This window comes from Spiroplasma taiwanense CT-1 (assembly GCF_000439435.1).
Taxonomy (GTDB): Bacteria; Bacillota_I; Bacilli_A; order Mycoplasmatales; family Mycoplasmataceae; genus Spiroplasma_A; species Spiroplasma_A taiwanense.
In genome coordinates this window covers 386,770-412,046 of the sequence record NC_021846.1, presented here as the reverse complement: position 1 = coordinate 412,046, position 25,277 = coordinate 386,770, and the positions used below count along the sequence as shown (strand labels likewise).

Sequence of the window (25,277 nt, the reverse complement as noted above, 5' to 3'; positions counted from 1 at the left end):
TTTATTTAAAATAGATAATTCATTTTGAACTAATAATATTTTTTTAATTAATATTAGATAAATAGAGGTAACAATTTTTTTTATAAATAAGTTAATTCATTATAATATGAATGTTTTGGTATATTTAAAACATAACATTTTTATTGGTATGTAAGAAATTTGCAACTTCTAATCTTGTATATGAAAGTAAGTACTCTTTTTTTTAACTTTCATGTTATTTTCAAAATAGTCTAATTTTCTTTCATCTTTATACAAAAAGGATTGCACCATTTTAGTAATTGAGAACTAAATTTTAAATTTAAATCTTTTACTATATTTTTAACTTTTTGCCCTTTATATACTTTTTAATTGTTATTTTAATTACTTTTCCTCTATTTTTCTAAAAAAAACCTTTTACAAAACTTTAGTCTCTTTAAGGTTGTTTATTCTTATTTAAAAATTTATACTAACAAAATTAAATATTAACTCTTTTAATTATTGTTGTATTTTTTGTTATTAAATCATTATTATTAATTTCAAAATTAATATCTATAAAGTTAAGTGAAAAACCAATTGAAGGAAGTACAGGACCAGGAGGATCTTGTAATTCTAGAACTTCTAATCCTTTTTTTGATATCATGTAAATAACATTTTTATGTGCTTCTTCAGAAAGCCCTCCATTATATAAACCTCATTTAAATTTAGTTTGAAATCCTTCATTTAGTAATCTTTTTCTACTTTTGTTTAAACCTTCATATGTTAAAGATAAGTTTTCATTAAGTAATTCTGCAGTATTATTAGGTCATGGATCTTTAAACATATTTCAAAGATTTTCTAATTCATTTTCTGAGTTTGCTGACATACCTGTAAAACTAGCGATTGGTATTCCTTCGCTTTCATTACTATCAAGAATTCCAAAAATATTTTGATATGATTTAATTCCTGAAATTACGTTGTAATACATTGCTCCAAATAAATTAGATTTTGTAATATTTTCTCTATTTTCTGCAGTTTCATCATTTGTAACTGCAACGATGAAAAAAATGATAAATTATTAATTGGATTTTCATAAGCTGTTCCAATTTTTATTGAAAGATTTTTTAATTTTACTTCATAATATTTAATTGAATTATTTACAACTGCTTTTACTGAATCATCAAGTTTATCACCTGTCAAAGCTTCAAAATTAGTTATTTCACTTGCAAATTGTTTTTCATACTCATTATTAACGTTCATAAATGATGAACTAATCTCTTTATAAATTGGAGAATTAATATTTTTATTACTTTTCTCAAATATTAAAGCTTCATCATTTTCTGTAATTTTGTTAAAAATAGAATTAAATAATAATTCATCTTGATAATTTTCAAGAGCATTTTTCAATTTTTTCTCATTTTGAACTAATGTTTTTTGCAAAATAATTTCACTAAATGTGTTAGTGTTTTTAAATTTTAATGGTAAATTTGAAAAACTTGAAAAATATTTAGTCTACATAAACTCTAAAATTGATTCTCTAAATTCTTCACTTTCATAAATTTTTTTAAAATTTAAATCTTCTCCAAATATTGACTCTTAAGTTTCATTTAAATCAATTTGAAAGTCCTCTTTATCCAGAAAACTAAATTCACTTCCGGATAAAAAGAAACTTCTACTTACATTTTTTTCTAAATCTTTAATTGCGTCGATTAATGCTTGATTTGATGTAAGTATATAAACAAAATTTTGATTTATATCTAAATTTTTTTCCTCTTGATTTTCATCTTTATATTTAAACTGTAAATTTAAATCAACTTTTACATAAGAAATGAAGTTTTCTCCTGCTTTTTGATTTTCTAAATTATCATTAGAATAATTAATTTCTAATGTTGATCAATTTAAATCTATTCCTGAAAAAAAATTATTTCCATTAATTAAAATTCCATATTTTTCCTTATCAATTGATGAATTTATTTTTTCTTTCAACTCATCGATTTTAATTATTTTTTCAATATCAGTTTTTAATAGAAATTTATCATCTTCGTTAATACTTGTAACGGGTTGGTTTTGATTTTTATCAACTAAAGTTGTTATTTTTCTTTTGTTAAGAAATAAAATATTTCTTCATTAAATTCAACTAATGAAAAGAAATTATCTGTTTTTTCTCTTCAATACTCATCTTTAATTGTAGTAAGATCTTTTTTAAAATCGTTAATTAATTCTTGAAAACCAGATTCTGGTTTTTCTGGTTCTGGGTTACTCAGGTCATTATCTCCACAAGCAATAACTGTTACACTAGTACTTGTTATTAAAGTAGCACTAGCCAATAAAGTTAATAATTTTTCATCTAATTTCTCTCCTATAATTAGTTAGTATTATATAGTTTTAAATAATAAGTAAATTTATTATACTTTAAAAAAAATATTTTCTAATAATTTAAAAATATTTTTTACTTTTTATAAAATTATTTATTTTTTTTATTTCTTTTCTTATTTTCAAAAGGGATTAAACCTCTAGATTTTGCCATTGCAAAATTCAAATCATTATATTTATTTTCTTGTTCTATTGCTTCATCTCAAATTGGATTAATAACTTCTTTTGATAAATTTACCTCTTTTTGCTCTTGTGCAATGGTTTCAGGATTTGCACCTTGTTCAATTTTCATTGCTTGTTCAATTGTCAAATATGGATCCTCTGGACGAATTCCTGTTTGAACCAATGATGCAAGTTGCATTCTAATTTGAGAACTTGACAATTTTTTATCTTTAAAGTCAATTTGTCATTGTACTGGTAAGTTTTTTTCAAATTTATATGGTTCTTTTATAATTAAATAAAGAATATTGACAAACTTTTCAAAACCATCTTCACCTTTTCAAAAGTTTGTTTCTTCTTTTATAATTAAATCGCCATTTATTAAATCATATTTGGAAAAATGCATTTCAAAAATTTTTGAAGACCAATCACCTTCTGGAATTAGATAAAAATTTGTAAATAATGAACAATTAAAAATATGTGTTTCGAATTCATAAACTGATAAATTAAATCTATCTACTGTTGTTGTATCAATTGAAACTGTAAAGTTTTGAACATTTACAACTTTACTTAATCATTGAAAAACAGACTGAACATATTTTAAAATAAATTTTAACTTTTGACTTGAAAAAATCATTGTTTTTCATCTAGTAAAATTAAAATCATATTCTGATTCTTTTCTATTTGAAGCAATATTAAAATCTAAATTAGCTTCAACAAATTCTAAAATAGATAGATTGACCATCTCTTTTTTCATAAAAACCCCCAAATATATTAATTATTATATCATACTTAAAATTAAAATAATATTTGCCTTAAACAATGGGTGTAAAATAATTGTAAATTAATTAAAATCATCTCCAGAAGTTGTTGCTCTTGATACTTTTATGACTCCTGGTATTTCACTTAAATTTTTTAAAACATAATTTAATTGTTCTGAATTTGTTATACTAACTATTATACTTCCCTTACCACTATAATCTTCTTCATTTGAAATTAATTTTGTTTCTACAATATTTATTCTTTGTGAAGCAAAAACAGTTACAATATCTAAAAATAATCCTGGTCTATCATATGTTGTTATTCTTAATTTTGTATTATAAGTTTTATTTTTAATTTTTTTGACAATTCATTCTGTTTTTAATAAGTTTTTAACTTTTCTAATATTTAATATATTTGAACATTCACTTCTATGAACTTGAATACCTTTAGTTTTTGACATAAAACTAGTTACTGGCTCAGTTGGAATTGGAAAACAACATTGTGCTAATGTACAATTAACTTTATCTATACCATTTATTTTTAAATCATCTCTTCCTTTTACTGATTTATATTTTCTAGTTTTCATATCATTGATAACTTCAATATCTTTTAATTCTTCTTTTGAAACATAAACAACATCAACAGCCTCAGGAATTGAAAAATCTCCATTTCCTACTGATAATAAAAATTCATCAACATTTTTATAATCTAAAACTTTTAACTTTAATTGAATTTCATCAATTGATTTTACTTGTCACTTAAGATTATTTGCAATTATATATCTATCAATTTCTCTTTTTGTATTTCGTATAATTTTTTGATTTGTAATTTTTTCCTTTTCAAGTTCTTTTTTTCTTACTTCAGATAAGTATTGCTCAATCGCTTTTTTTGCAACACTAGTTCTTGCAAATCTTAATCATTTTTCATTTGGTACTGCTTCTTTTGAAGTTTGAACCTCAACCATTTCTCCTGAATTTAAAGTTGTATTATATGGTGAGAAAACTCCATTTATTTTTGCACCAATTGTTTTATTCCCAACTTCTGTATGAATTTTATATGCAAAATCTATAACAGTAGAACCAAATGGAAGTGTTACAACATTTCCATCAGGAGTTAATATATATATTAATGGTGCAAGATAATCTGATTTAAAAGTTTCTTCTACTTCATTTTCAAAATCCAAAAGTTGATTTTCTTCATATTCAACTTCTACACCTTCTGATGCTAATTTTTCAAGATTCATTAACCTTGTGAACATATCTACTTTTTCATCAATTTCTTTTTGTTTTTCTGCAATATCAACATTATGCTCACCTTCTTTATATTTTCAATGAGCAGCAGCACCATGTTCAGCAACATCATCCATTTCTTTTGTTCTAATTTGTACTTCAAAAATTACACCATCCTTATTTGCAAGTGTTGTGTGTAAAGATTGATATAAATTATTTTTTGGAGTTGCAATATAATCTTTAAACCTTCCAGAAAGCGGTGTATACATCTGGTGAATTCATCCCAAAACACGATAACAATCCTCTACTCTGGAAGTAATTATTCTTATTGCTAAGATATCATTTATATCTGTAAATGATTTTCCAAATTGTGATATTTTTCTGTAAATTGAATAAATAGTTTTACATCTACCAAAAACTGATGTACTATTTGCTAATCCTTCATTTTTCAGTCTTTTATTAATATCTTCAATCATGTCATAAATTATTTCATTTCTTGATTCTTTATCTTCTTCTAATAAATTTTTAATTTTTTGATACTCTGTTGGATCTAAAAATTCAAAACTATAATCCTCTAAGATATTTTTTGCAGATTTCATACCAATTCTATGAGCAATTGTTGAATAAATTTCTAATGTTTCTTTTGCAATTATTTTTTGTTTTTCAAGAGTCATAAAACCTAAAGTTAATAAATTATGCATTCTATCTGCAATTTTAACAATAATTACTCTAATATCACGAATCATTGATAAAAATAACTTTCTTAAATAATTTGCTTTCATTTGTTCTCGGTTTTCTTTAGTGAAATAACTTACTTTTGTAACTGCTTCAACAATATCGGCAACTTCATTTCCTCAAAGTTCATCAATTTCTGAAAATGTTACTGGTGAATCTTCAATTACATCATGCAAAAGACCTGCAATAATTGTTTTTGGCCCCATTCTTCATTGTGCTAAATAATATGCTGTTGAAAGTGGGTGAATAATAAATGGATCTCCACTTTTCCTTTTTTGATTTCTGTGTTTATCTTCAGCATAATAATAAGCTCTTTTAACTTCTTCAATAATTTTTTTATTTTTAATATATTTTTTCATTTCATTTATAAGAACTTCAACATCACGACATTCAACAAAAAGAAAATCATTTTTTTCCTGATTATGCATAAAAAATCCTCCTTTTATTTAAGAAAATAGTTAATACTATTATATAACATTATCATTTTAAAAAAATAAAAACATCTATTATAAATAATTATAAGTAATTTTTGTTTTTACTTATAAATTAATTTTTATAATAGATGCTTAATTTAATTCTTATATTAGTATGTAACTAAGCTACTTGGATCATATTTTGCAAATAACTCACTGTCATGTAGAAAAGAAAGGTCTGCTACGAAAACAATTCCATTAATATTTGCCTTTGAATCTTCAACTAATTTAACAATAGCTTTCATTGTTCCCCCAGTTGCCAATACATCATCAACAATAACAACTTGATCATTTTCTTTTAAATCACCAATATGCATTTGTATATGTCCTTTTCCATATTCAAGTTCATATTCAACATCATAAACTTCTCTTGGTAATTTCCCAGGCTTTCTTACCAAAACAAATCTACAATTTGCAGCATAAGCAACTGCACTTGCAAATAAGAAACCTCTTGCTTCGGGTGCAACAATAACTTGTGCTTTTTTGGTTTTTACATATTCGACTAATTTATTAACAGCATATTTAAATGCATTTTTATCATTTAAAAGTGGTGTTATATCTTTAAATACAACCCCACTAATAGGAAAGTCCTTTACATCTCAAATAAATTTTTTTAAATCCATATAGTTACCTCAATAATTTTAATCATTTATTCCTTCAATGATTTGTTCTTCATTTGTTACTTTTAAACTATTTATAAAACGTTTTCTTGCTAAATGATTTCTAATTCTGATTTGTTCAAAAACAATTCAAATTGGTAATGCTACAAATAAAATTACTAAGTTTGCAATTAAAACTCCAACTGCTGTTGTAATACCAAAAGAAATAATTGGTGCAATAGCAAATGAAATTAATAATGCAATACTTATATAAAAGACTGATAATAAAATTGATCTTTTAACTCCAAATCTAAAAGTTTCTACTAAAACTTCAGATAGATAGTTATTTTCTTTTGATACTCTATTAATTTTTATTTTATTTTCTTTTTTAATATTTTTATACTCTAATTTCTTTTGATGTCTTAATTCTCTAAAATCAAGAATTTTTTTTCTTTTTTCTGCAAGATCAAAATCATTTGATTTAAATAATAATTTTAAATCTGATCTTGCAAAAAATAATTCATCCTTAATTCTTTTTTTAGCTAATTTAATATCATTTAATATTTCAATTTCTTTTTTAAAGAAATTAATTAATGATTTTTCATTTCTTGAAGAAATAAAACTTCTTGCTTTTCCAAAAATTACAAATGCAGAGACTGAAGCAAATACAATTGTTGCAACAATTCCAATAATTGCAGAATTTCCTAATGGAATTTGTAATGTAATTATGATTGCTGCTGTTATTGTTGGTGCCAAAACGATTGCAACAACCATTGCAATATAGTATGTTCATTTAAATCTAATTAAAATATAAATAATTAAAGCAAGAATAATTGCCAATAATGAATATCCAATTTCAATTAGTGCTCATTGCATTGTTGCTGGTCTAATTCTTTTTGAAATAAAACCATTAACAGAAGTTATTTCTGTATCTTTACTTACACCAAAGGTTGTAAAATATCTTTTTACAAATGCTGATTGATTATTATCAGTTGTATAAACTGTTAATGTAATTCAATTTGCAATATTTGATGATTGATTTGCAGAAGAACTAAAATTATAGTTTTCTCCAAATGAAACAGAAAATTTATGTTTTTGATATGATTTAACATTTGAAGCTGTTGCAAAATAGTTTAAATATATATCATTTGAAAATGATAAATCAATAAATTTATAAACAGATTCAGTTCTTTTTAAAGTTTTATCTGTATCACTTGTACCAATTGGCAAATTATTTACTTCATCAATTAATACATTTGCATAGTCATAAAGAGGTTTTAAATCAGGGTTTTGATTTATTGCATCTTCATCCTCTGCAAATGTATCCATTTCATTATAAAAATTATCTACAGTTTCCCCTCAAAAAGTATAATCTGTACGTCCACCAAAAGTATAATCAAAGTTCATACCAAATATAAATGAAATCCCAACTGATAATAAAATCATAATTATTCCAAATATTGAAATAGTTTTTAAACCATGATAAATATTTTTTTCAACTGTTTTCACTTTTACTTTTTCTTGTTTTGAAGTAACAATTATGCTTTCAGCTTCTATTATTTCTTGTGTTTGATCAGTTAATAAATAATTTATTTCATTAATTCTAAAATTTAATTTTTGAATTTTATTTGCATTTTTTTCTGAATCTAATATTGAAATTTTTTTATTAAGTTTCTCAATTTTTAAAGTAAGTTTTTGTTGAATCTTATTATTTTTTAGTTCAAGTTTTTTTAACTTTTTATCTTTAATAATTTCTAATTTATTATTTAAAGATAAAAGTTTTTCTTCTAAAGGTTTAACTTTATTATTTAAATCTTTACTATTTAATTTTTGAATTTTATTTTTTATTTTACTAATTTTATAAGTTAATAAAAAATTTCCTTCTTTTGAAAAACTTGTATCCAAAGCAAATAATTTTATATTTTTTGTAAAAAACTTAGCATTAACAATAATTTTAAATGCTATCATTCCAATAATCATTGAAAAAGCAAGTGTAAATAAAGAACCCATTGATAAAACAATTGCCATTGAACGAATTGCATTTGAAGATAATCAAAACATGCAAATACCAGGAATTATTAATGAGACAACAAGATCTAAAACTAGACCTAAATTTTCCTTAATAGAAATATTAAAACTTGTTTTTAAGCCACGTTGTTTATCAAAAACACTTTGTTTCATATTTTCAAAAATTAGTGAAAAAATTTCTACATTTAAAGCAATTATTATAAACATTGAAATTATAGTTTCTGGACCAATTGTTAAACCAAATCAAACTGTTGATAACAAAGTTAAACCTATAATTGCTAATGTTATAACCATTGAAAATAATCCTAATAATCTATAGAAGAATATCATATAAATCATTATGCATATTGTTACAATTGCCATAAAGATTATTCCAATCATTAACATTACATTTGTAACCTGACCACTTAAAGTCGCAATGCTATTAACTGTAAATACAAAACCTTTTCCTGATGCATTAAATAGTGAAGCACCAACTTGAGCTTTAGTATAAGTTTCAACTTTTGTTACTAAACTATTGTCTTTAATATAACCAGCTGAAGTTTGAGATTCAGTTTCTGAAACACTCCCACTAAATAAAAAGTAATTACTTCTTAAGTGATCAATAAAAGTTGATTCAATAGAACCTTGACTTTTATCTGAAAAGAATTTAATCATTTCTGGATTTAAACTATTAAATAGTTTATCTACTCTTACAGAAGGTTGAGTACTTGAACTACTGCTTTCTTTATAAAGTTCTACATTTGATGAATATTTTCCATTTTCATCTGTAAAGTCCTCTGTTACAGCATTTGAATCATAAACATATTTTGATGTTTCTGACATATAAGTAAATGAGTTAGCAATTTCTTTAAAACCATCTGCAGTTGCAATCTTTGCATCACTTCTTGGAGCAATTAAAGAACCATATTGCGGTATTTCAATACCACTTCCTTGTGTTCTTACTATTCATCTTCCATAAAATAAGTCATATAAAGCATCTTTAACTACTTGATCTGTTGAACTTCTATAAATATTTTTAAAATATTCTAGAACATTTGCATAAAAATCTTCAATTTTTTGGTCAAAATCATCACCAGAAACTATATTATAATAGTTTCTAATATCATTATAAAATCCATCAGCATCTAACAAAATAGTTAAATCTAGACTTCCACTTCCTTGTTGTTCTTCAGTTTGTCCAGCTGTTAATAATGATTTAAATGTATCTCCATTTAAGTCATAATTAATTGCAGGAACTTTCTGATTTGAACCTGTTACTGCTGAAGAAACAGCAGAAGAAAAGTAATCATTAATTCCTTTTCTTGTAATTGAAGAACCTTCTCCTGTTATTTGCAAATCTTTAAATGGAGTATCAGTTGAACCACCACTTAAAAGAACTATTCCACCATTTCTTTGAATTTGATTTTTAAAAATAGTTTCATTTTCATATGCATCAACGGGTGATAAAACTTTTAAATAGTTTTTCCCCGCTGTTTCAATTATTATTTGATTATTTCCCATTGGATTTAATCTATTATTTAAAGCTTTTGCTCCCTCTTCAGAATCTCCATTTGGTTGACCATTAGTGGTTGCTTCTGAATTTAAATTGTCAACTGCAACTAATGCAGAATAATAACCTTTAAAATCTGAACCTAATTTATAACCATCAGCAAAACTTCATGATGAGAATACTATTCCAATAACAAGTGATATAAATATTGTAAAAATTCCAAAAAATCTAAAAAAAGATATTTTTTTCTTTTTTGTTTTAATTTCTTGATTGTTAGACATTGAATCACTTATCCTTCTAAGATACTTTTTAAATCATTTATCACTGTGTCATTTTTTTGGGTAATTTCTACTAAATTCATATATTCAAATAATTTATTTATTTTTATATTCATTATATAAAATGATATATCATTGAGATCCTTTACAGAATTTTTCTTTAAGATTACATCCATTAAATAACCATATAAATCATTAAAGGAGATATTCTTGATTTCTCTTTTAACTTCTAAAAGTTTTAAATCAAGCATTTTATAAATTATTTTTTCTAGAGAATTTTTATTCATTAAATCACCACTACTCAATTAATTATAAACAAAAAATTATAATAAAAACACTTTTTTTATTATAAATTCAATAAAATAACTATTTTTTAACTAATTTTTCAGTAATTATTCATTACTTTTTGAAGGTGTTTTTATTTTTCTTTTAATTTTTTTCGTTAGTTTTTCATTTTCTTTATTAAATCTAACAATAGCAATTTGTCTTATTTTCTCAAGTTCCATTTCATCAGATGAAATTTTGTCATGAATTATATCTCTATCATCATTCTTTTTAATTTCATAATTAAATAAACCTTTTACACTTTTTGTTTTTATTATATTTATTTTGGCTTGAGGATCTGCTAAAAATAGTTGCTTCTCTAATTTATCTCAATCCATTACAGACATTGCAACCATTATAAGACTTCTATGTAAATAGTTGCCATTTACTCTATTTGTTCCATCTCAAGTTAAAATATCATTTTGAAAACCATTTTCTAATAAAAGAGAATTAACTTCTTTTGGATGATTTGTTGTAATTAAGTAAGTTCTAACTTTATATTTTGGGTAGAAAAAGTTTGTTGCAACAGAAGAACAAAGTACAAGAACAATTGAGGCAAATAATGAAGGTCCAAATAAAAACATAAATTTCATTTTAACAATAATATTTAAACTTAAATCATCCCCATATCCTCTTTGAGATACAAATTGAACTAAAAATTCATATTGTTCTTTTGATAAATTATTTCAATCTGTTTGATCTTTAAATCACAAAGCTCAATTTCCATCATATTTTGCATCATTAGCTGCAAAATCTCACATTGATTGTACAATTGATTTACCATCACTTAAAAAGTGTTTATATGCATTATCTACTCCTAGATTATTTAGAACATTTATCTTTATATCACTGTTAATTAGTCCTGCAGGTAAAATTATTGTATTTAAAGTTATAACTGTTGCCAAAATTATTAAATTTACATTTCTATTAATTGAACCAATTGGTTTATTTTTTATTTTTGAATAGTAGATTGTCATAAAATCAAGTCCACCTGTTGATGAACCAATTTTATAAACTAATGAATATGAAGAACCTAAAAGCAATCCACCAAGTGAACCAAAAATAAATAATCAAATAGATATATTTCAAGAATTAGGCATTTGTTGAAGAAGTTTATAGTTAATAATTATATGAAAATCAGTTGGATTTATTACTGGTAGATTTTGAATAATTTGGTCAAAACCAATTTGAAGAATAATAAATAATAAAGTAATAAAAGTAAATTTTTTACCCAGTTTTATGTAACCAAAAATAATTAATGGAACATTTAAAGCAAAATAATAAATAAAGTAAAAAGAACTTTGCAATTGACTATCGTCAGGAAAAGTTAAAATAGCAAAAAATCTTGCAAGTGCCCCCAAACCTGCAGGAAATAATCCCGATCTTCCAGTTGTTGTAATAAAATAGTCAAAAGCGATAGTAATAAAAAGTGCTGCTAATGCGACATTTCTTAATTCTTTTAGAAATTTAGTTTTAAAATATTCTTGAACTAGTAATGTTTGTTCTCTTTTTGAAAGTAATTTATTTTCAATTGTATTTAAATATTCTGTATGATTTCTTGAAAGTTCTTTTGCTTTTTTCTTAATTGCTTTTTTTTCATCAGATGAATAAAATTCATCATTATATTCTTCAACAGCTTCTAAAGTAGTTTCTAATTCATCTGCTAATTGTTTGTTAACCAAATCTTTTGTTTCCATTTAAAATCTCTCTTTTTTTATCAATAGAATTATAATATTATAATTAATTCAAAAAAAAGATATTTTTTGAAAAAAATATCTTAAATCTTAAAAAATACTACTTTTTTTTATAAATAATTTCATTAACATCATTTGTTTTTCTTTTTTGTTTTTGTCTTTCCAGGATTAATTCTCTCAAAACATCTGAATCATATGCTGATTTACCTTCTTTTTTTGCTTTTAAAAGAACTTCATCTTCTCTACTTGAATCATAATCTTTTCATTTACCAGTATTTATTTCTTTACCCTTTTGTTTTGCCAAACTTATAATTGCTTTTAAATCAGTTTGTTTAGAATTTTTTTGAATTGAATTTACTTTTTCAATTGAATTACTTTTAATTGGGTTTTCTTTAATATTTTTTTTGAATTTCTGTTTATCTTCTTCTAATTGAAATGAATTATTTTCTAAATCCATTGTTGATAGTTCTAGTAATTCTTGAAAAGCAAGTTCTATACTTTTTTCAATTTCATCTCTGGTAAGTTTTCTCTTGGTCATAGAATCACCTCTATATATAAATAGTATAAAATAATTTCCTTAAAAAATCATTAAAATACTAATTGATATTATAAAATGATTGACTAAGATTTTTTTATAAACTTATCTTTAATAATTGGCAAAATTTTTTTCATTGCAACATATTTATGAACACCTTTTGAAGGATGAACATCATCTACAAAAAAGTAATTTTCTATATTTTCGTCTCCGTTTTCAGAATTATACGCCATTGTCATTGTTCCATTAATATCAATTGATTTACCTTTTAATTCTTCTGAAATTTTAGAAACTTCTTGTAAAAATTCAGTTAAGTCATTAACATCAAATGAATTAATTTCAAATTTATAATCTTGTCCATTTTGTTTTTTATCTGGTGTTGTTAGTAATAGCTGTTTTTCCTTTGAATATCCTTTATCCAAAATTAATTTATTACTATTTTCAGAAGTATTTAAATCTGAATCTTTATACTCTCTTTTTACATTTTCAAAATCTTTATATAAATCATAATATTGAACATTTTCTGGATAGAATTTCATAACAAGATTAATAACTTTTATTAAATTTGTATTAAATTTTTCTCCAATTTCTTTTATTTTATTTATTTGCTCTTCAGAATATGAGTTGTAAAGAGGAATTGTATCTAGTGTTGGGGGTGTCATAAATAAAACATTTTTTACTCCATTATTTAATAAGCTAAAAAATGAATATGTAATTGCATCCATAACATCTTGAATTGACTTATCGATATCTTTATCATCTGTCATTTCATTTATTGCAAATAAATCATTTGGACCGATTTGAAATAATGTAAAATCATTTGCACCAATTTTGTGTTGTTCAATTAGTGCCTTTGTTTGTTCAACAATTATAAAATTATTAAATAAAAGTTTTGAAGTTGGTGAATCAAATTTTGCAGCCGTTGCTCCTCCAACTGCATAATTATTTCCATAATCAGTTTTTATATCTAAATCTATTTTTTTATAATAATTACTTGCTTCTAGATTATCAAAATGTAATTCCTTAGCAATTACATAACCTGCTGGTTCACCATTTGTAAATGGATTTCTTCTTTTTTCATTTTCATCAAATCCATAACCACCTTTAAATTTTAAATTAAATTCTTTAATTTTATTTGAAGATTGCTTAGTTTTTCCTGTTTCTCCAAGATAATCACTAAAAAATGTAGTTAAACCATCCATGTCACTTAAACTATCACCAATTATATAATAATTTGTAAAACCTTCATGTTCTTCTGAATTAACTCCATCATTATATGCATATTTCGTATCTATATCTTTTCCTATGTTTAAATAATCTATATTACTTTTTGAATTTTCTGAGTTTAATGGATTTGTACAGGCAATTATTTGACTTGTTGAAGTAATTACTAATGTACTTGACATTAAAAACGATAGTATTCTTTTCATTTTAACTCCTTATATTTTAAAAATTGTCTAAAATATTTTAGACAACTATAAATTAATTTTAAATTAAGGAATATAAAAATGATTTTATAATATAAAATGATTTTTATATTATAAAATCATTAATAAAAAAATCACCTTGAAATATTGATCAACGTGATTTTCATTTATTTGTTTTACTATTTTAATTCATTTTTCAAACGAATAGTTACTTTGAATGAACCAACTTTTAATGGGTCATAATCATTTCTTGTAATATCTACAACTGTATAAGTTTTTTGTTCTTTTGCTGAATATCCACCAAAAACAATTGGAGTATTTGCTTTTGATTTTGTTTGAATAAATACAGGTAATTTTGAAGCTCCAATTGCAGGAATTTTAATATACACTATTATTTTTTCAAATGGTGAATCAACCTCTGCTAATTGTTCATTTAAGAATTTTGTAAATTCATTTGCAACTAATTTTGAACCATATTTTGGTTCTTCTACAAATTCATGTGTTGAATTATTTGTAATATAGAATGAAATTGCAGCATCAACTGTTACTAATAAGTGTTTTTTAGCAACTGTTGCACCATCATAAGTATATGATGATTTATCTTGTGAGCGATCTGAAATTGCTTTTGAAATTGCTTTTGCAACATCTTCAATTGAATTAATTTTATGTGATCTAGTATCATATTTTGCTGATTTATTTCATAACAGTTCATCATCATTTACATGAACATTTTGTAAGAACATTAATTTACGTAATCATTTTTTTGGTGCATTTTTTCATTCATCTTCACCTAAAATGATTTTACTTGGTCCTTCATCTTCAATTTTTGTTTTCATAACTTCAACAATATCAACTGCTTCTGGAGTTGCTGCTTTACTATCAACCAACATCAATGAAGGTCCGAATCCTGAAAGTAATGAAGAAACATTTTTTTTGAAACGTTTTGTTCAAGCATCATGTTCCATTTCAAATAATTCATTAATAACATCTAATTCATCAATAGTGCTTTTTGAAAAATCAATAAATAATTTTGATGATAATAGATTAAATAATCTTGCTACTAAATATTTTAATGTATTTGTTGTTTCATAAATTTTAAATTTATGTAACGGATCATTATCTCATGGAGATAATGCATTATTATACATAATTTTCATTGCTACAAAGTTAACACTTGATTTTTTAGCAACTTGAGCTAGTGCTCCAGCTTCTGAATCAATAACATCAATTGTTTGTCCATATTTATCAACCATTTCTTTAAATTGTTTTGAGTTGTAAATTAACATATCAGCTGTACCAATAATTCCATCTGAAACTCCTAATTTAAAGTTTTTAACTTGTGTTTCAAGTTCTGTATTAAAAGCAAATGCTTCTGGTTCATGAACGATTTGTCCATATTTAATATCTTTAAATACTGTTAGGTCTGCATCTCTGTATATAAATTTTGTAGCCATAACTGTATCTGTTGTGTCGAATTTATCATTTGTTGATAAAGCTAAGTCAACGTTTAGAACTGTTTCTAAAGTTGGGTATTCTTCCATTAAGTAAGTAATTGCCATGGCTGCATTCGCTTTACCATATCCAATAGTTGCAATTACAAAAAATTTTCCTCTGTACTTAACATGTTGAATTACCATATTTCTTCATCAATATTTTCTTACAGTTTTAATTCCTTCACGATCTCTAACTGTAAAATAAGCTGTTGAAATAATACCAATCATTTTTTAGGTCACCTCTTATATTTTCTTTTCTACCTCAATTTATGCTTTATTAGCATAGATAAAGATTATTTTAATTATACTAAAAAACTATACAAAACACTATTTTTTTAAGTCAAAAAATAAGAAAATTTTTAATTGAAAATATTTTCTTTTAAATTTTATAAATTATTTTTAACTTTATTTTACTACTTGTTATTATAGAATACTTTGTTTAGTTTAAATCTAGGAGAAAATTAATATGACAGAAAAAATTTTATTGCCAAAAAAAATTAAAAAGTGAATACTTTTTTTAAAAAATGGTTTATCTAAATTAGAGATTGAAGATAGAGATGATATTTTACTAAGTTATACAGAACAATTTAGTGAAGAAGTAAGTGAAGGAAAAAGTCCAGAATCAATTTTAATTAATTTAAGACCAATTCCAATAATTGTTAAAGAAATTTATGAAGAATTCAATATAGAAGATTCTTCAAAAAGAAAGGAAAAAATTAAGAAAAATATTATGAAAGTAGAAATAACTGATAATGAAAATAATCAAGAAAAGTCTAGATGAAGTTTTTCAAAAATTTTTGCAGCAATCTTGAGTTTTATGATTAGTTTAGTTAGCTGAACACTAACAATTGCATTTGCAATAACTGCAATTATTACACCAATTTCATTAATAGTTGCAGTAGCAATGTCTTATATAAACTACGACCCATATTTTGGAACCAGTATCTCATTACTTCTAATTGCAATTGTTCCTTTTGCAACTGTATTAGTTTTTTTCTTAACAACTATTTTATATAAATCAAGTTTAAAATTATCAAATTTTTTTAAAATTAGAAAAAACCAAAAACAATTTTCTATAAAATTTGAATAATTTAAATAATTGTTTCAGAAGTTGTTATGGCAATTATTTTAGAGTTTACAATGGGGTTTGCATATAAAAATGGATACATTGATTATATAGTTCATAATAGATACAAAAAATCTCAAGAATTAATAAATTTTAATAATCAAGAAGAATTTATTGAAAAAATAAACTTAGATAATAATTTTATTGATGAAAATAAAATTAACAAAGAAAAATTAATGCACTATTTTCAAGAAATAAATCAAACATCTTGATTTAAGCAAAATTCTAATGAATGAAGAGATTTTGATTTTATTGATCAAAACGATGAAAATCAAAATACTTTTAATTTTAATATAAAAAGAAATTATAATTTACAAGAAAAATATATTATTAATGGAAAAATTATTTTTAATGTTACTCAAGAAGAAAATAAAATAAAAAATATTTCTATAGTAATCCCTAATTTAGAATGATATAACTCAATAATGAATTGAAAACCTGAACAATTGCAATTCAGTTTCAATTTTAATTAATTTGGATATTCAGTTAAAAAAAGGGATTTTAGAAATGATAGTATTATATTTTTTAAATAAAAAAGATTATTATACATATGAATTAAATAAAGCAATTAGCGAATTTGTTCAAATCAATGAGTCAACAGCTTATGCAATTTTCAAAAAGTTAATTAAATAATAAATTTTGTGATTATTATTTAATTAACTCTGAACAAGGACCAGCAAGAAAATATTATAAAATAACACTTTTAGGAAAAAGAGAACTTACAAGAATGATATCTATTTGAGAAAGTTTTATTAGTCGAATTAATAAACTTCTAGAAAAATAATAAAAGCAGTTTGTATATAAAATATAAACTACTTTTTATTCTGTTGTTAGAATTTCTAAAATTAAAGTAAAAGAATTAATTACAATACCACTAATTAATTTACCTTGATGTCTTAGAAAATTTGAGTCCACACTGCTTACCATAATATTAAATTCTCTATTTTCAATCATTCCTAAAAAATCTGTAACTGTAATTAAACCTTCTTGAAGATGCTTTGATAAAAAAAATGGATCAATTTGAGATAAAACCCCATATTCAATTCTTTCCAAATAACCATAACCTGAAATTTTTGCATCAATTAATTTATATTCACGTATGATATTACTAATTTGATTAATAACCTCTTCACCTGTTTCAAAATATACTATTAATAAATTTGATTTTTCATTTACTATCATGCTTACCTCATCTATTTTTATTGGTTTTGTTTTTCCAATTTCCTTAATTGTTGTTTTTTCTTTTCAAGTTTTTTTGATTTTGGATCATCTTTGTGTACTTCACGCATTCTTTTTTTATCTCTAATTGTATTAATTTCTGCCAATTGTTCATCTCTATAAGCAAGTTCTTCTTCTTTTAACTCTCTTAAATCTCTTAATGTTTCATTAAGAGATTTAACAATTTGAGTTGTTGCATATGGATCGTTTGGATCATAATACATGACATTATCAAAAATATCTTGTGTTTCAACATTTGGCATTGTTCCAATAACAAGTGAATGAAATCTATTATAATTATCTTTTAAATCAGCAATTTTTACTCTAATTGAATTTGAAACTGAGTCCATCATAAAATCAGAAATCATTAATAAATCAGCTCTTTTAAAATCCTGTGAATGCATTTTTTCAATTACCTTTTGAAAAGCAGGTCTTGCATTTGTTTTACCATAAAATGATTTTGCAAGAAAATCTAACATTTTTTGGACATTAACAGTTCTTGCATTAATTATAAATTCATCAACATGTTCGTTTGCAAAATTAATAAAAACTAAGTCACGTTCTTCTTTTAAAGCTACTTTTGCAACAGCAATTGAAAGCGCTTTTGCAATATATTCTCCAGCACCTTCCATTGAAGTTGAAGTGTCAATGCAAATTATAAATTTTCCTTGTTCAAGTGGTATTGGTGCTTCATATTCAACTTCTTCAATTTCATGTTCAATTATTTGTTCATTTGATTCAAATAAAAATGTTTGTAGTTGAGATTCAATATATTTTTTATAAAAAATTACTTCCAATTCTTCATCAAATAGATTTGCAAATTCCATTAGTAATAATCTTTCTAAATCTTTAGATACAGTTAAACCAACAATTTCTTCTGGGTTATATGGTAATTTTACTTCAGTTGGGTAAGTAACAATTTGTTCTGTAATATTAACTTCCATTAAATCATCTTCACCATTTAATCTACCAAGCAACTCTGCAATTCTTAAAATTGAGGGATCTTTATATAGAAATTCTGCAAATCTTGCAATTGATTCAATATTTTGATTTTTAAGTTCATCTTCAACATTTGCAATTTTACCAAAAACATCATAAATTGTTTTATATATTTTTGCATATTTACCATAATTTTTTATTATAGAATAAATTTCAACCAAATAGTTATATCTCAAATCTTCTACTGCTTTCATTCTAAAATCAACTATTCTTTTTGTTAACATAAATGTTCAAGTTCTAAAAAATTCTGTATACCATTCTCTACCTTTTAACTCAAAATAACCATTATCAATTTTCCATTTCATTGTGTCAATATATGTTGAAAATGGTGAATCAAACTCAATAAGTTTTGATTGAATTAAATTTAAATTTTGAGAAAATGAAACTTCATCAAATTTTTCTGAAATATAATTATAATAAACAATTTCTTTTCTAATTGGTTCAGGAATTTTAACTTGCTTAATTATTGACAAATTTGATGCACTATAAAAATTATTTATTTTATCATCTAATTGTTCTGCAGCATATTCATGATTTTTTTTGAATAAAAGAAAATCACTATTATGAAAGTCTTTTTTTCTTAATTTTTCAATTTCATTTTTGATCTCATTTACAGGTTTTTGTAGATCAAATTCCATAATAGCCCTTCTCCCTTTTTTTATTAAACTTTCATATTAATATCTAAATCTTCAAATTCTTGAACTTCATTTTCTGCTAGTGAAGAATCACTTAATTTATTTTTTGGTTTTGTATCAAATGCTTCTGCAATTTTTTCATCATAAATATCTTTAAAGAAAATACAATTCATATTTGTATATTTTTTATACTCTTTAAACATTTTTGCAGAAACTTCTTTAACTAAAGTTTCAATTTCAGTGATCTTTTGACTTAAATTAACCATTTGATTGTTGTATTCTGCTGCATTATCATTTTGAATTTGATATCTTCTATTTTCCTTTACAAATAAAACTTGATCTGATTTATATGCTTTTATTAAAGTAAGTTGACTACCAACATATTTATTTAAATTTGGCCCAAAATGAAGTTCAATTTCAAATTCTTCACTTGGTAAATTTCTAACTTTATTTCAATCAGCTGCAGAGATTAAACAAACTTTATACTCATCACCACCATCAGTAAAGTTAATAAAATAATATGTTCCTGGATTAATTTTTTGTTTAAATGGATTATCATATGGAGTTAATCTTAAGTATTGGGCTTCAATTTGACCAATTTGAGAATTTATTAAATCTAACTGATTTAACAAATTTCTTTTTTCATTTCTTCATTCTAAACCAAATTGTTCTAAAAATGCTTGATAAAAAATTGAAAAATATTTTTCTTCTTGCTCTTCATTATCTCATATGCAATATGGAATAACAAATAAATCTGGAATATCTGTTTTTGCTCTCCCATTATAAAAAGCACTTGTTTTAATAAGACCTGATATTTTTTTTCAACGTCTATCTGAAATATATCCTTCACCATTTGTTTCTAAAGTCATTTTTTTTCTAAAATAATGAATAAAATCAAGAGTTCTTCTACTCATTCTTACATCTTTTATTTGTTTTTTTCATACACTTAATTCGTCAAGAGTTAATTGTAGTTCTGGATCAACTTCAACATCTAAAGATGATTCACCATCTAATAATTGTTCAAAATTATTTACATCTTTCAATCCTTCTGCAATAAATCTAATTATGAAACGGTCAAATAAAGCTTCAAGACCTTCACCTTCTGCTGGTAACTCATTTGAAGCTGAAATTAACAATTTTAGTGGAACCTTGATATCTTTTCCACCATTTCTAAAAATTTTTTCATTAATAATTGTTAATAAAGTATTTTGAATACTTGGTCCAGCTTTTCAAATTTCATCTAAAAAACCAACATTTGCACTTGGAAGATAATCTTGAACCACTCTAATATATTTTCCTTCTTTTAGAAGCTTTAAATCAACCGGTCCATAGATTTCCTCTGGAGTTGAAAATTTATTCATTAAATATTCAAAATTTGTTCCATTTTTAATTGCAAACTTCATTCTACGAGAAATAAGTGATTTTGCAATTCCAGGCTTACCAAGTAAAAATATTGATTCCTCTGCCAATAAAGCCAACATAGCAAGTCTAAAAATTGTTTCCTTTTCATAAACTTGATATGAAATTTGGTCTATTAACTTATTAATTCTTTCTGTTATATCCATTTTTTTAACTCCCTTTTAAAACAATATAATTATAAATCATTAAAATAACAATTAAAACCCTATCAAAGATTAATTGTCAAATAGTTCTTCTCTACGTTTTTTGTATTTTTCCTTTTTGATTTTTGCAATTGATTCTTTTATGTGTTTTCTTCTAATATCTTTTTTTACTTTTTCAATTTCAGCTTTTCTCTTTTTCTTATAACCAGGTTTTACTTTTTTACTTTTATATTTATTAACAATTTTATTTGTTTCAACATTTACAGGTAAACTTGCAATGTACTCTTTTTTCTTTGTTTTATCAATGATTTCAACCAATTCATTGTTTGATAATTTAAAATTTGTAAAAGTTATATTTTTCGATTTTAATTCATCTACTAAATGTTGATTTGTTGAATTAAATAAAACATAACTTTGACCAGAATATTCTTTTCTACCTGTTCTTCCACTTCTGTGAATATAATAATCAAGGTCATTTGGTAAATCAATTGAAATAATTTGGCTTACTCCATCAATATCAATTCCCCTAGCAGCAACATCACTTGCAACAATTCATTTGAATTCCATATTTTGAATTCTTTTTTGCATATTGCTTCTTTGTCTTGGATCTAAGCCACCATGTAATTCCCCCACATTTTTTATTCCAAAATCATTTAATCAAGAAACTATTTCTTTAATTTTATCTTTTCTATTCAAAAAAATCATACAAACATATGGATTAATTTTATTTACCAAAATATTTAAAATTTCTTTATTTTCTTTATTTCTTGTTCAAATTAAAACATGTTCTATATTTTTATTTGTAGGATTTTTATCTATATTTTCAATAAAAATTGAATTTGATAAATATTTTCTTAAAAATGGCTTAATAGAATTATTAATTGTTGCAGAAAATAATGAAATATTAACATCCTTATTAATTTTTGAAATTAAAAAATCTACTTCATCAATAAAACCTAAATCAAAAATCATATCACATTCATCAATTACTAAATATTTTGTTGTTGTTAATTGAAGAAAATTTTCTTCATAAAGTTTTTTTAATCTTGTTGGAGTTCCAATAACAATCATTGGCTGCTTGTTTTTTAAATTGTCTTTTTGTTTTTCAATATCATCTCCACCAATGAATAATGAAACATTTCCATTTGAATTAAATTTTAATAAATCTTTTGTATTATCAAGTATTTGCCTTGCCAATTCTCTTGTTGGAGTTATAATTACACATTGAATTTTATTATCAACTTCATAGTTAATATTATTTAAAATTGGCAATAAAAAAGAATGCGTTTTACCTGTACCTGTATGAGATTGTGCAATAACTGATTTATGTTTTTTAATTAGAGGTATAACTTTTTCTTGAATAGATGTAGGATAAATAAAATCAATTTCTTCTAAAGCATCATTAATAAATTTTTTAAAACCAAAATCTGAAAATTTCATAGCATACCTCCATAATATAACTAATTATATAGTAATTAATCTTTTTCTAAAAAATCTTCTCCCTTTTCAACCTCAACTTTTGAAAGATTAAGATAATCCCATTGTCTTAAAACTTCATAAGCTGCAATACCAACTGAATTTGCTATATTTAAACTTCTTCCTGTTGGCACCATTGGAATTCTAAAACAATAATTTATATTTTTTTTTAAAATATCTTTTGCAATTCCTGTTGATTCTTTTCCAAACATTATAAATATTTCATCATTTTCTTTTGAAAAATTAAAATCACTAATTGGTTTTTTCCCATATCTTGTCATACAAAATAATTTAATACTTTGATTTAATTCTTTAAAATTATTTCAATCATCATATCTTATATATTCACAACTTTCAAAATTATTGGCACTACTTCGTACAAAATTTCTTTTATCAAAGATAAAACCAAAAGGTTCAATTAAATGAAGTTTTGCATTTATTAAAGCACATGTTCGCATAATAGCTCCAACATTATCTGCAATTTCTGGTTGATATAAAACTATATTAATTTTTCTCATTTTAAAACTCCTACTTTTATAAATTATAAGTATTTATGATCTTTTAAAAATTTTTTTAAAAGATCAATTGATTTTCTTCTATGTGATATTTTAGATTTTTCTTCTTTTGACATTTGAGCGTAAGTAAGTTCACAATTTAAAGGTTTAAAAATTTTATCATAAGCAAAGCCATTTTCTCCTAATTGTTCTTTAACAATAATCCCTTCTGTTTTACCTATAAATATTTCTTCAATATTATTTTTTAAATCCACAAATGAAGTTACTGAAATAAAATATGCTTTTCTATCCTCTTGATTAATTAAATTATTTTCCAACATTTTATCTAGAACCATTTTATTTATAATATTCCAATCTTTTTCTGGTTTTGCTCAACGTGCAGAATAAATGCCTGGAAAATTATTTAAACCTTCAATACAAATTCCTGAATCATCTGCAATAACAGGTTCACCAACTAGATTAGCTAAAAATTTTGCCTTATATAATGAATTTCCTTCAAATGTTGGCTCGTTTTCTGGAATATCAATATTACTATTAAAATTTTTAATACTTTTTATTTCAATCTCTGGAAATAAATATTTCATTTCATTAATTTTGTTTTCATTATTTGAAGCAAATCATATTGTTTTCATATTAGTTGTTTTCCTTTTGGTTCTAAATAATAATATAATAATTATAAAGGTTAAGGTAGTTAAAATGAAATTTAAAGGATTAACAAATGAAATAACTGTAGAAAAAAACATTCTTATAAAAAAAGAAAAAGCAGTAAATAAATTATATTTAGATAAAAAAAATGAATTCATTATTTTAAAAGAATTTAAACAAAATTATCAAAAAATAATGATTAAGTCTTTTGATTTTTATTTTCAAGATGGGTTACTAATTTCAAAATTTAAAATTTTAAAGAATTTTAAATCAATAAATGAAATTGATATTACTGATGATATTTTAGATTTAGTTATTTATGGAATAAAAAAATTTCATAAAATAAAAATTAAATCTAAAATAAAGAAATTTAATTATAGTAATTATTTAGATATTTTTAAAAATAATATTGATAATTTTTTATATGATTTTTCTAATGAATATGAAAAACTAATTAAAAAGATTGCATTCACTAAAAATTTAAAGCAAGTTATTAGCCACAATGATTTAGTTCCTGGAAATATACTAATAAAAAACAAAAAAATTAAATTAATTGATTATGATTTTGTAATGTTAAACAATATTTTTTTTGATATTGCAAGTTTTATCACAGAAACACTTAATGATAATAATCTTTTAATAAACTCCTTTATAAAAAAATGTATAGAAAAAAAATTAATTAAAAAAGAGGACATTAATTATTTAAAAATAATTATAGAGTATCAAGACTTATTATGAACTTTGTGAGCAAATTATATGTTTGAAAAAACAAATGAAAATATATATAAAATAATTTGTCAAGAAAAATACTTAAGATTAAAAAATAGATTTATTTAGTTTCTTTATCTCTTAATTTTTGCTCTTTTTTATCTAATTTTTCATTAATTTTTTTAAATTTTTCTTTTTTCAATAATTCCTTTTTATTTAATTCCTTTTCTAATTTTTCATCCAATTCTAATTTAAACTGAGCTAATTCTTCCTTTTCTTTCATTTTTTTTATTAAATATTTTTCATATCTTTGTGCTTTTAAAAGTTCTTTTGTAGGAATAATTTCATTATTTTTAAATGCATTATATATCTTTTCAAGATCCTCTTGCTTTCTTAATTCCTGATTTCTAAAAAAAATTGAAATAAATACAAATAAAGGAATTAAAAAAACTACTAATAATGTAACTATTAAAAATTTAACAATAATCATTCAAGTTGCATTTTCTAAAAAAGAGCCAATCGATGTAATAATTATAAAAATTAAACTTATAGTCAAAGAATAAATAAAATTATCCGTTTTGTGTAATTTTAACTTATAGAAAATTAATGTTATTAGAAAAGTATAGAAAAAATAACCCAAACAAATAAAAAATATGTATAAACCAATTGGGGATGGTAACTTAAAGTTCATTGAAAATGAAAAATCAAATCCAATTAAAAATCAAATTGCAAATCCTGGAATAATTGATTCAACCAAAAGAAAAAAACTACTTATAAAAAATGGAGTTCTATTTTGATTAAAATTATCAAAAAAATTTTTTATCATATTAACCTCTT

24 protein-coding genes are annotated in these 25,277 nt (G+C 23.3%); 4 read left to right on the top strand and 20 right to left on the bottom strand.

What is annotated here, in order from left to right; all coding sequences use genetic code 4:
• Positions 1–454 precede the first annotated feature (454 nt).
• The 13 genes from STAIW_RS02060 to fib all read right to left on the bottom strand — a co-directional run bounded on the left by STAIW_RS02060 (position 455) and on the right by fib (position 15,784).
• Positions 455–943, bottom strand: coding sequence for a hypothetical protein (locus STAIW_RS02060; protein ID WP_020834203.1), 489 nt, complete (start codon positions 941–943; stop codon positions 455–457).
• Complete coding sequence (locus STAIW_RS02055; RefSeq protein ID WP_041618823.1) at positions 928–1,395, bottom strand: hypothetical protein; 468 nt, start codon at positions 1,393–1,395, stop codon at positions 928–930. Before STAIW_RS02055 ends, STAIW_RS02060 begins: the two co-directional genes overlap by 16 nt.
• Before the next feature lie 156 nt (positions 1,396–1,551).
• Positions 1,552–1,941 carry a hypothetical protein gene (locus STAIW_RS02050; RefSeq protein WP_020834201.1) on the bottom strand — a complete coding sequence of 130 codons (390 nt, stop codon included), beginning with the start codon at positions 1,939–1,941 and terminating at the stop codon, positions 1,552–1,554.
• Positions 1,942–2,045: 104 nt separating this feature from the next.
• Entirely contained in the window at positions 2,046–2,291 is a 246-nt protein-coding gene (locus STAIW_RS02045) for a hypothetical protein (protein WP_269077211.1), read from the bottom strand.
• Between the two features lie 128 nt (positions 2,292–2,419).
• Positions 2,420–3,244 carry a hypothetical protein gene (locus STAIW_RS02040; RefSeq protein WP_020834199.1) on the bottom strand — a complete coding sequence of 275 codons (825 nt, stop codon included), beginning with the start codon at positions 3,242–3,244 and terminating at the stop codon, positions 2,420–2,422.
• Positions 3,245–3,331: 87 nt separating this feature from the next.
• Positions 3,332–5,641, bottom strand: coding sequence for a RelA/SpoT family protein (locus STAIW_RS02035; RefSeq protein ID WP_020834198.1), 2,310 nt, complete (start codon positions 5,639–5,641; stop codon positions 3,332–3,334).
• 155 nt (positions 5,642–5,796) lie between these two features.
• Positions 5,797–6,309 (bottom strand): adenine phosphoribosyltransferase, encoded by a 513-nt coding sequence (locus STAIW_RS02030; RefSeq protein ID WP_020834197.1) that lies wholly within the window; start codon positions 6,307–6,309, stop codon positions 5,797–5,799.
• A gap of 18 nt (positions 6,310–6,327) precedes the next feature.
• A complete protein-coding gene (locus STAIW_RS02025; RefSeq protein WP_020834196.1) occupies positions 6,328–10,086 on the bottom strand; it encodes a protein translocase SecDF, variant type in 3,759 nt (1,252 codons plus the stop codon).
• An 8-nt stretch (positions 10,087–10,094) separates the two neighbouring features.
• Positions 10,095–10,370: a hypothetical protein gene (locus tag STAIW_RS02020; protein ID WP_020834195.1), complete on the bottom strand. Its 276-nt coding sequence runs from the start codon at positions 10,368–10,370 to the stop codon at positions 10,095–10,097.
• A gap of 105 nt (positions 10,371–10,475) precedes the next feature.
• Positions 10,476–12,104 (bottom strand): YitT family ABC transporter, encoded by a 1,629-nt coding sequence (locus STAIW_RS02015; protein ID WP_020834194.1) that lies wholly within the window; start codon positions 12,102–12,104, stop codon positions 10,476–10,478.
• 97 nt (positions 12,105–12,201) lie between these two features.
• The gene (locus tag STAIW_RS02010; RefSeq protein ID WP_020834193.1) at positions 12,202–12,639 is read right to left on the bottom strand and encodes a hypothetical protein; all 438 of its coding nucleotides are present in this window, start codon (positions 12,637–12,639) and stop codon (positions 12,202–12,204) included.
• Positions 12,640–12,722: 83 nt separating this feature from the next.
• Complete coding sequence (locus STAIW_RS02005; protein ID WP_020834192.1) at positions 12,723–14,066, bottom strand: SGNH/GDSL hydrolase family protein; 1,344 nt, start codon at positions 14,064–14,066, stop codon at positions 12,723–12,725.
• Positions 14,067–14,242: 176 nt separating this feature from the next.
• A complete protein-coding gene (gene fib / locus STAIW_RS02000) occupies positions 14,243–15,784 on the bottom strand; it encodes a cytoskeletal motor fibril protein Fib (RefSeq protein WP_020834191.1) in 1,542 nt (513 codons plus the stop codon).
• A 238-nt stretch (positions 15,785–16,022) separates the two neighbouring features.
• On the opposite strand from fib, the gene STAIW_RS01995 reads away from it, so the two are divergent.
• From STAIW_RS01995 to STAIW_RS06335, 3 genes are read left to right on the top strand one after another with little or no spacing between them, the layout of a single operon-like run.
• A complete protein-coding gene (locus tag STAIW_RS01995; protein ID WP_020834190.1) occupies positions 16,023–16,646 on the top strand; it encodes a DUF1700 domain-containing protein in 624 nt (207 codons plus the stop codon).
• Between the two features lie 26 nt (positions 16,647–16,672).
• Complete coding sequence (locus STAIW_RS01990; protein WP_020834189.1) at positions 16,673–17,155, top strand: hypothetical protein; 483 nt, start codon at positions 16,673–16,675, stop codon at positions 17,153–17,155.
• Positions 17,156–17,189: 34 nt separating this feature from the next.
• Positions 17,190–17,315 carry a helix-turn-helix transcriptional regulator gene (locus tag STAIW_RS06335; protein ID WP_020834188.1) on the top strand — a complete coding sequence of 42 codons (126 nt, stop codon included), beginning with the start codon at positions 17,190–17,192 and terminating at the stop codon, positions 17,313–17,315.
• Between the two features lie 186 nt (positions 17,316–17,501).
• Here the strand turns inward: STAIW_RS06335 and STAIW_RS01980 are convergent, their stop codons facing one another.
• The 6 genes from STAIW_RS01980 to rdgB all read right to left on the bottom strand — a co-directional run bounded on the left by STAIW_RS01980 (position 17,502) and on the right by rdgB (position 23,719).
• Positions 17,502–17,864 (bottom strand): hypothetical protein, encoded by a 363-nt coding sequence (locus tag STAIW_RS01980; RefSeq protein ID WP_020834187.1) that lies wholly within the window; start codon positions 17,862–17,864, stop codon positions 17,502–17,504.
• Between the two features lie 17 nt (positions 17,865–17,881).
• On the bottom strand, positions 17,882–19,537 hold the full coding sequence (locus STAIW_RS01975; protein ID WP_020834186.1) for a vWA domain-containing protein: 1,656 nt from the start codon (positions 19,535–19,537) through the stop codon (positions 17,882–17,884).
• A gap of 23 nt (positions 19,538–19,560) precedes the next feature.
• Entirely contained in the window at positions 19,561–21,099 is a 1,539-nt protein-coding gene (locus tag STAIW_RS05640; RefSeq protein WP_020834185.1) for an AAA family ATPase, read from the bottom strand.
• Positions 21,100–21,168: 69 nt separating this feature from the next.
• Complete coding sequence (locus tag STAIW_RS01965) at positions 21,169–22,536, bottom strand: DEAD/DEAH box helicase (RefSeq protein WP_020834184.1); 1,368 nt, start codon at positions 22,534–22,536, stop codon at positions 21,169–21,171.
• Positions 22,537–22,571: 35 nt separating this feature from the next.
• The gene (locus STAIW_RS01960; RefSeq protein ID WP_020834183.1) at positions 22,572–23,090 is read right to left on the bottom strand and encodes a tRNA (cytidine(34)-2'-O)-methyltransferase; all 519 of its coding nucleotides are present in this window, start codon (positions 23,088–23,090) and stop codon (positions 22,572–22,574) included.
• A 23-nt stretch (positions 23,091–23,113) separates the two neighbouring features.
• Positions 23,114–23,719, bottom strand: coding sequence for an RdgB/HAM1 family non-canonical purine NTP pyrophosphatase (gene rdgB, locus STAIW_RS01955; RefSeq protein WP_020834182.1), 606 nt, complete (start codon positions 23,717–23,719; stop codon positions 23,114–23,116).
• 64 nt (positions 23,720–23,783) lie between these two features.
• Here rdgB and STAIW_RS01950 point away from each other — a divergent pair, with 64 nt between their 5' ends.
• A complete protein-coding gene (locus STAIW_RS01950) occupies positions 23,784–24,569 on the top strand; it encodes a phosphotransferase family protein (protein WP_020834181.1) in 786 nt (261 codons plus the stop codon).
• On the opposite strand, the gene STAIW_RS01945 is transcribed toward STAIW_RS01950, so the two are convergent.
• The gene (locus STAIW_RS01945; RefSeq protein ID WP_020834180.1) at positions 24,562–25,266 is read right to left on the bottom strand and encodes a DxFTY motif-containing membrane protein; all 705 of its coding nucleotides are present in this window, start codon (positions 25,264–25,266) and stop codon (positions 24,562–24,564) included. The genes STAIW_RS01950 and STAIW_RS01945 overlap by 8 nt on opposite strands.
• Between the last annotated feature and the right edge of the window lie 11 nt (positions 25,267–25,277).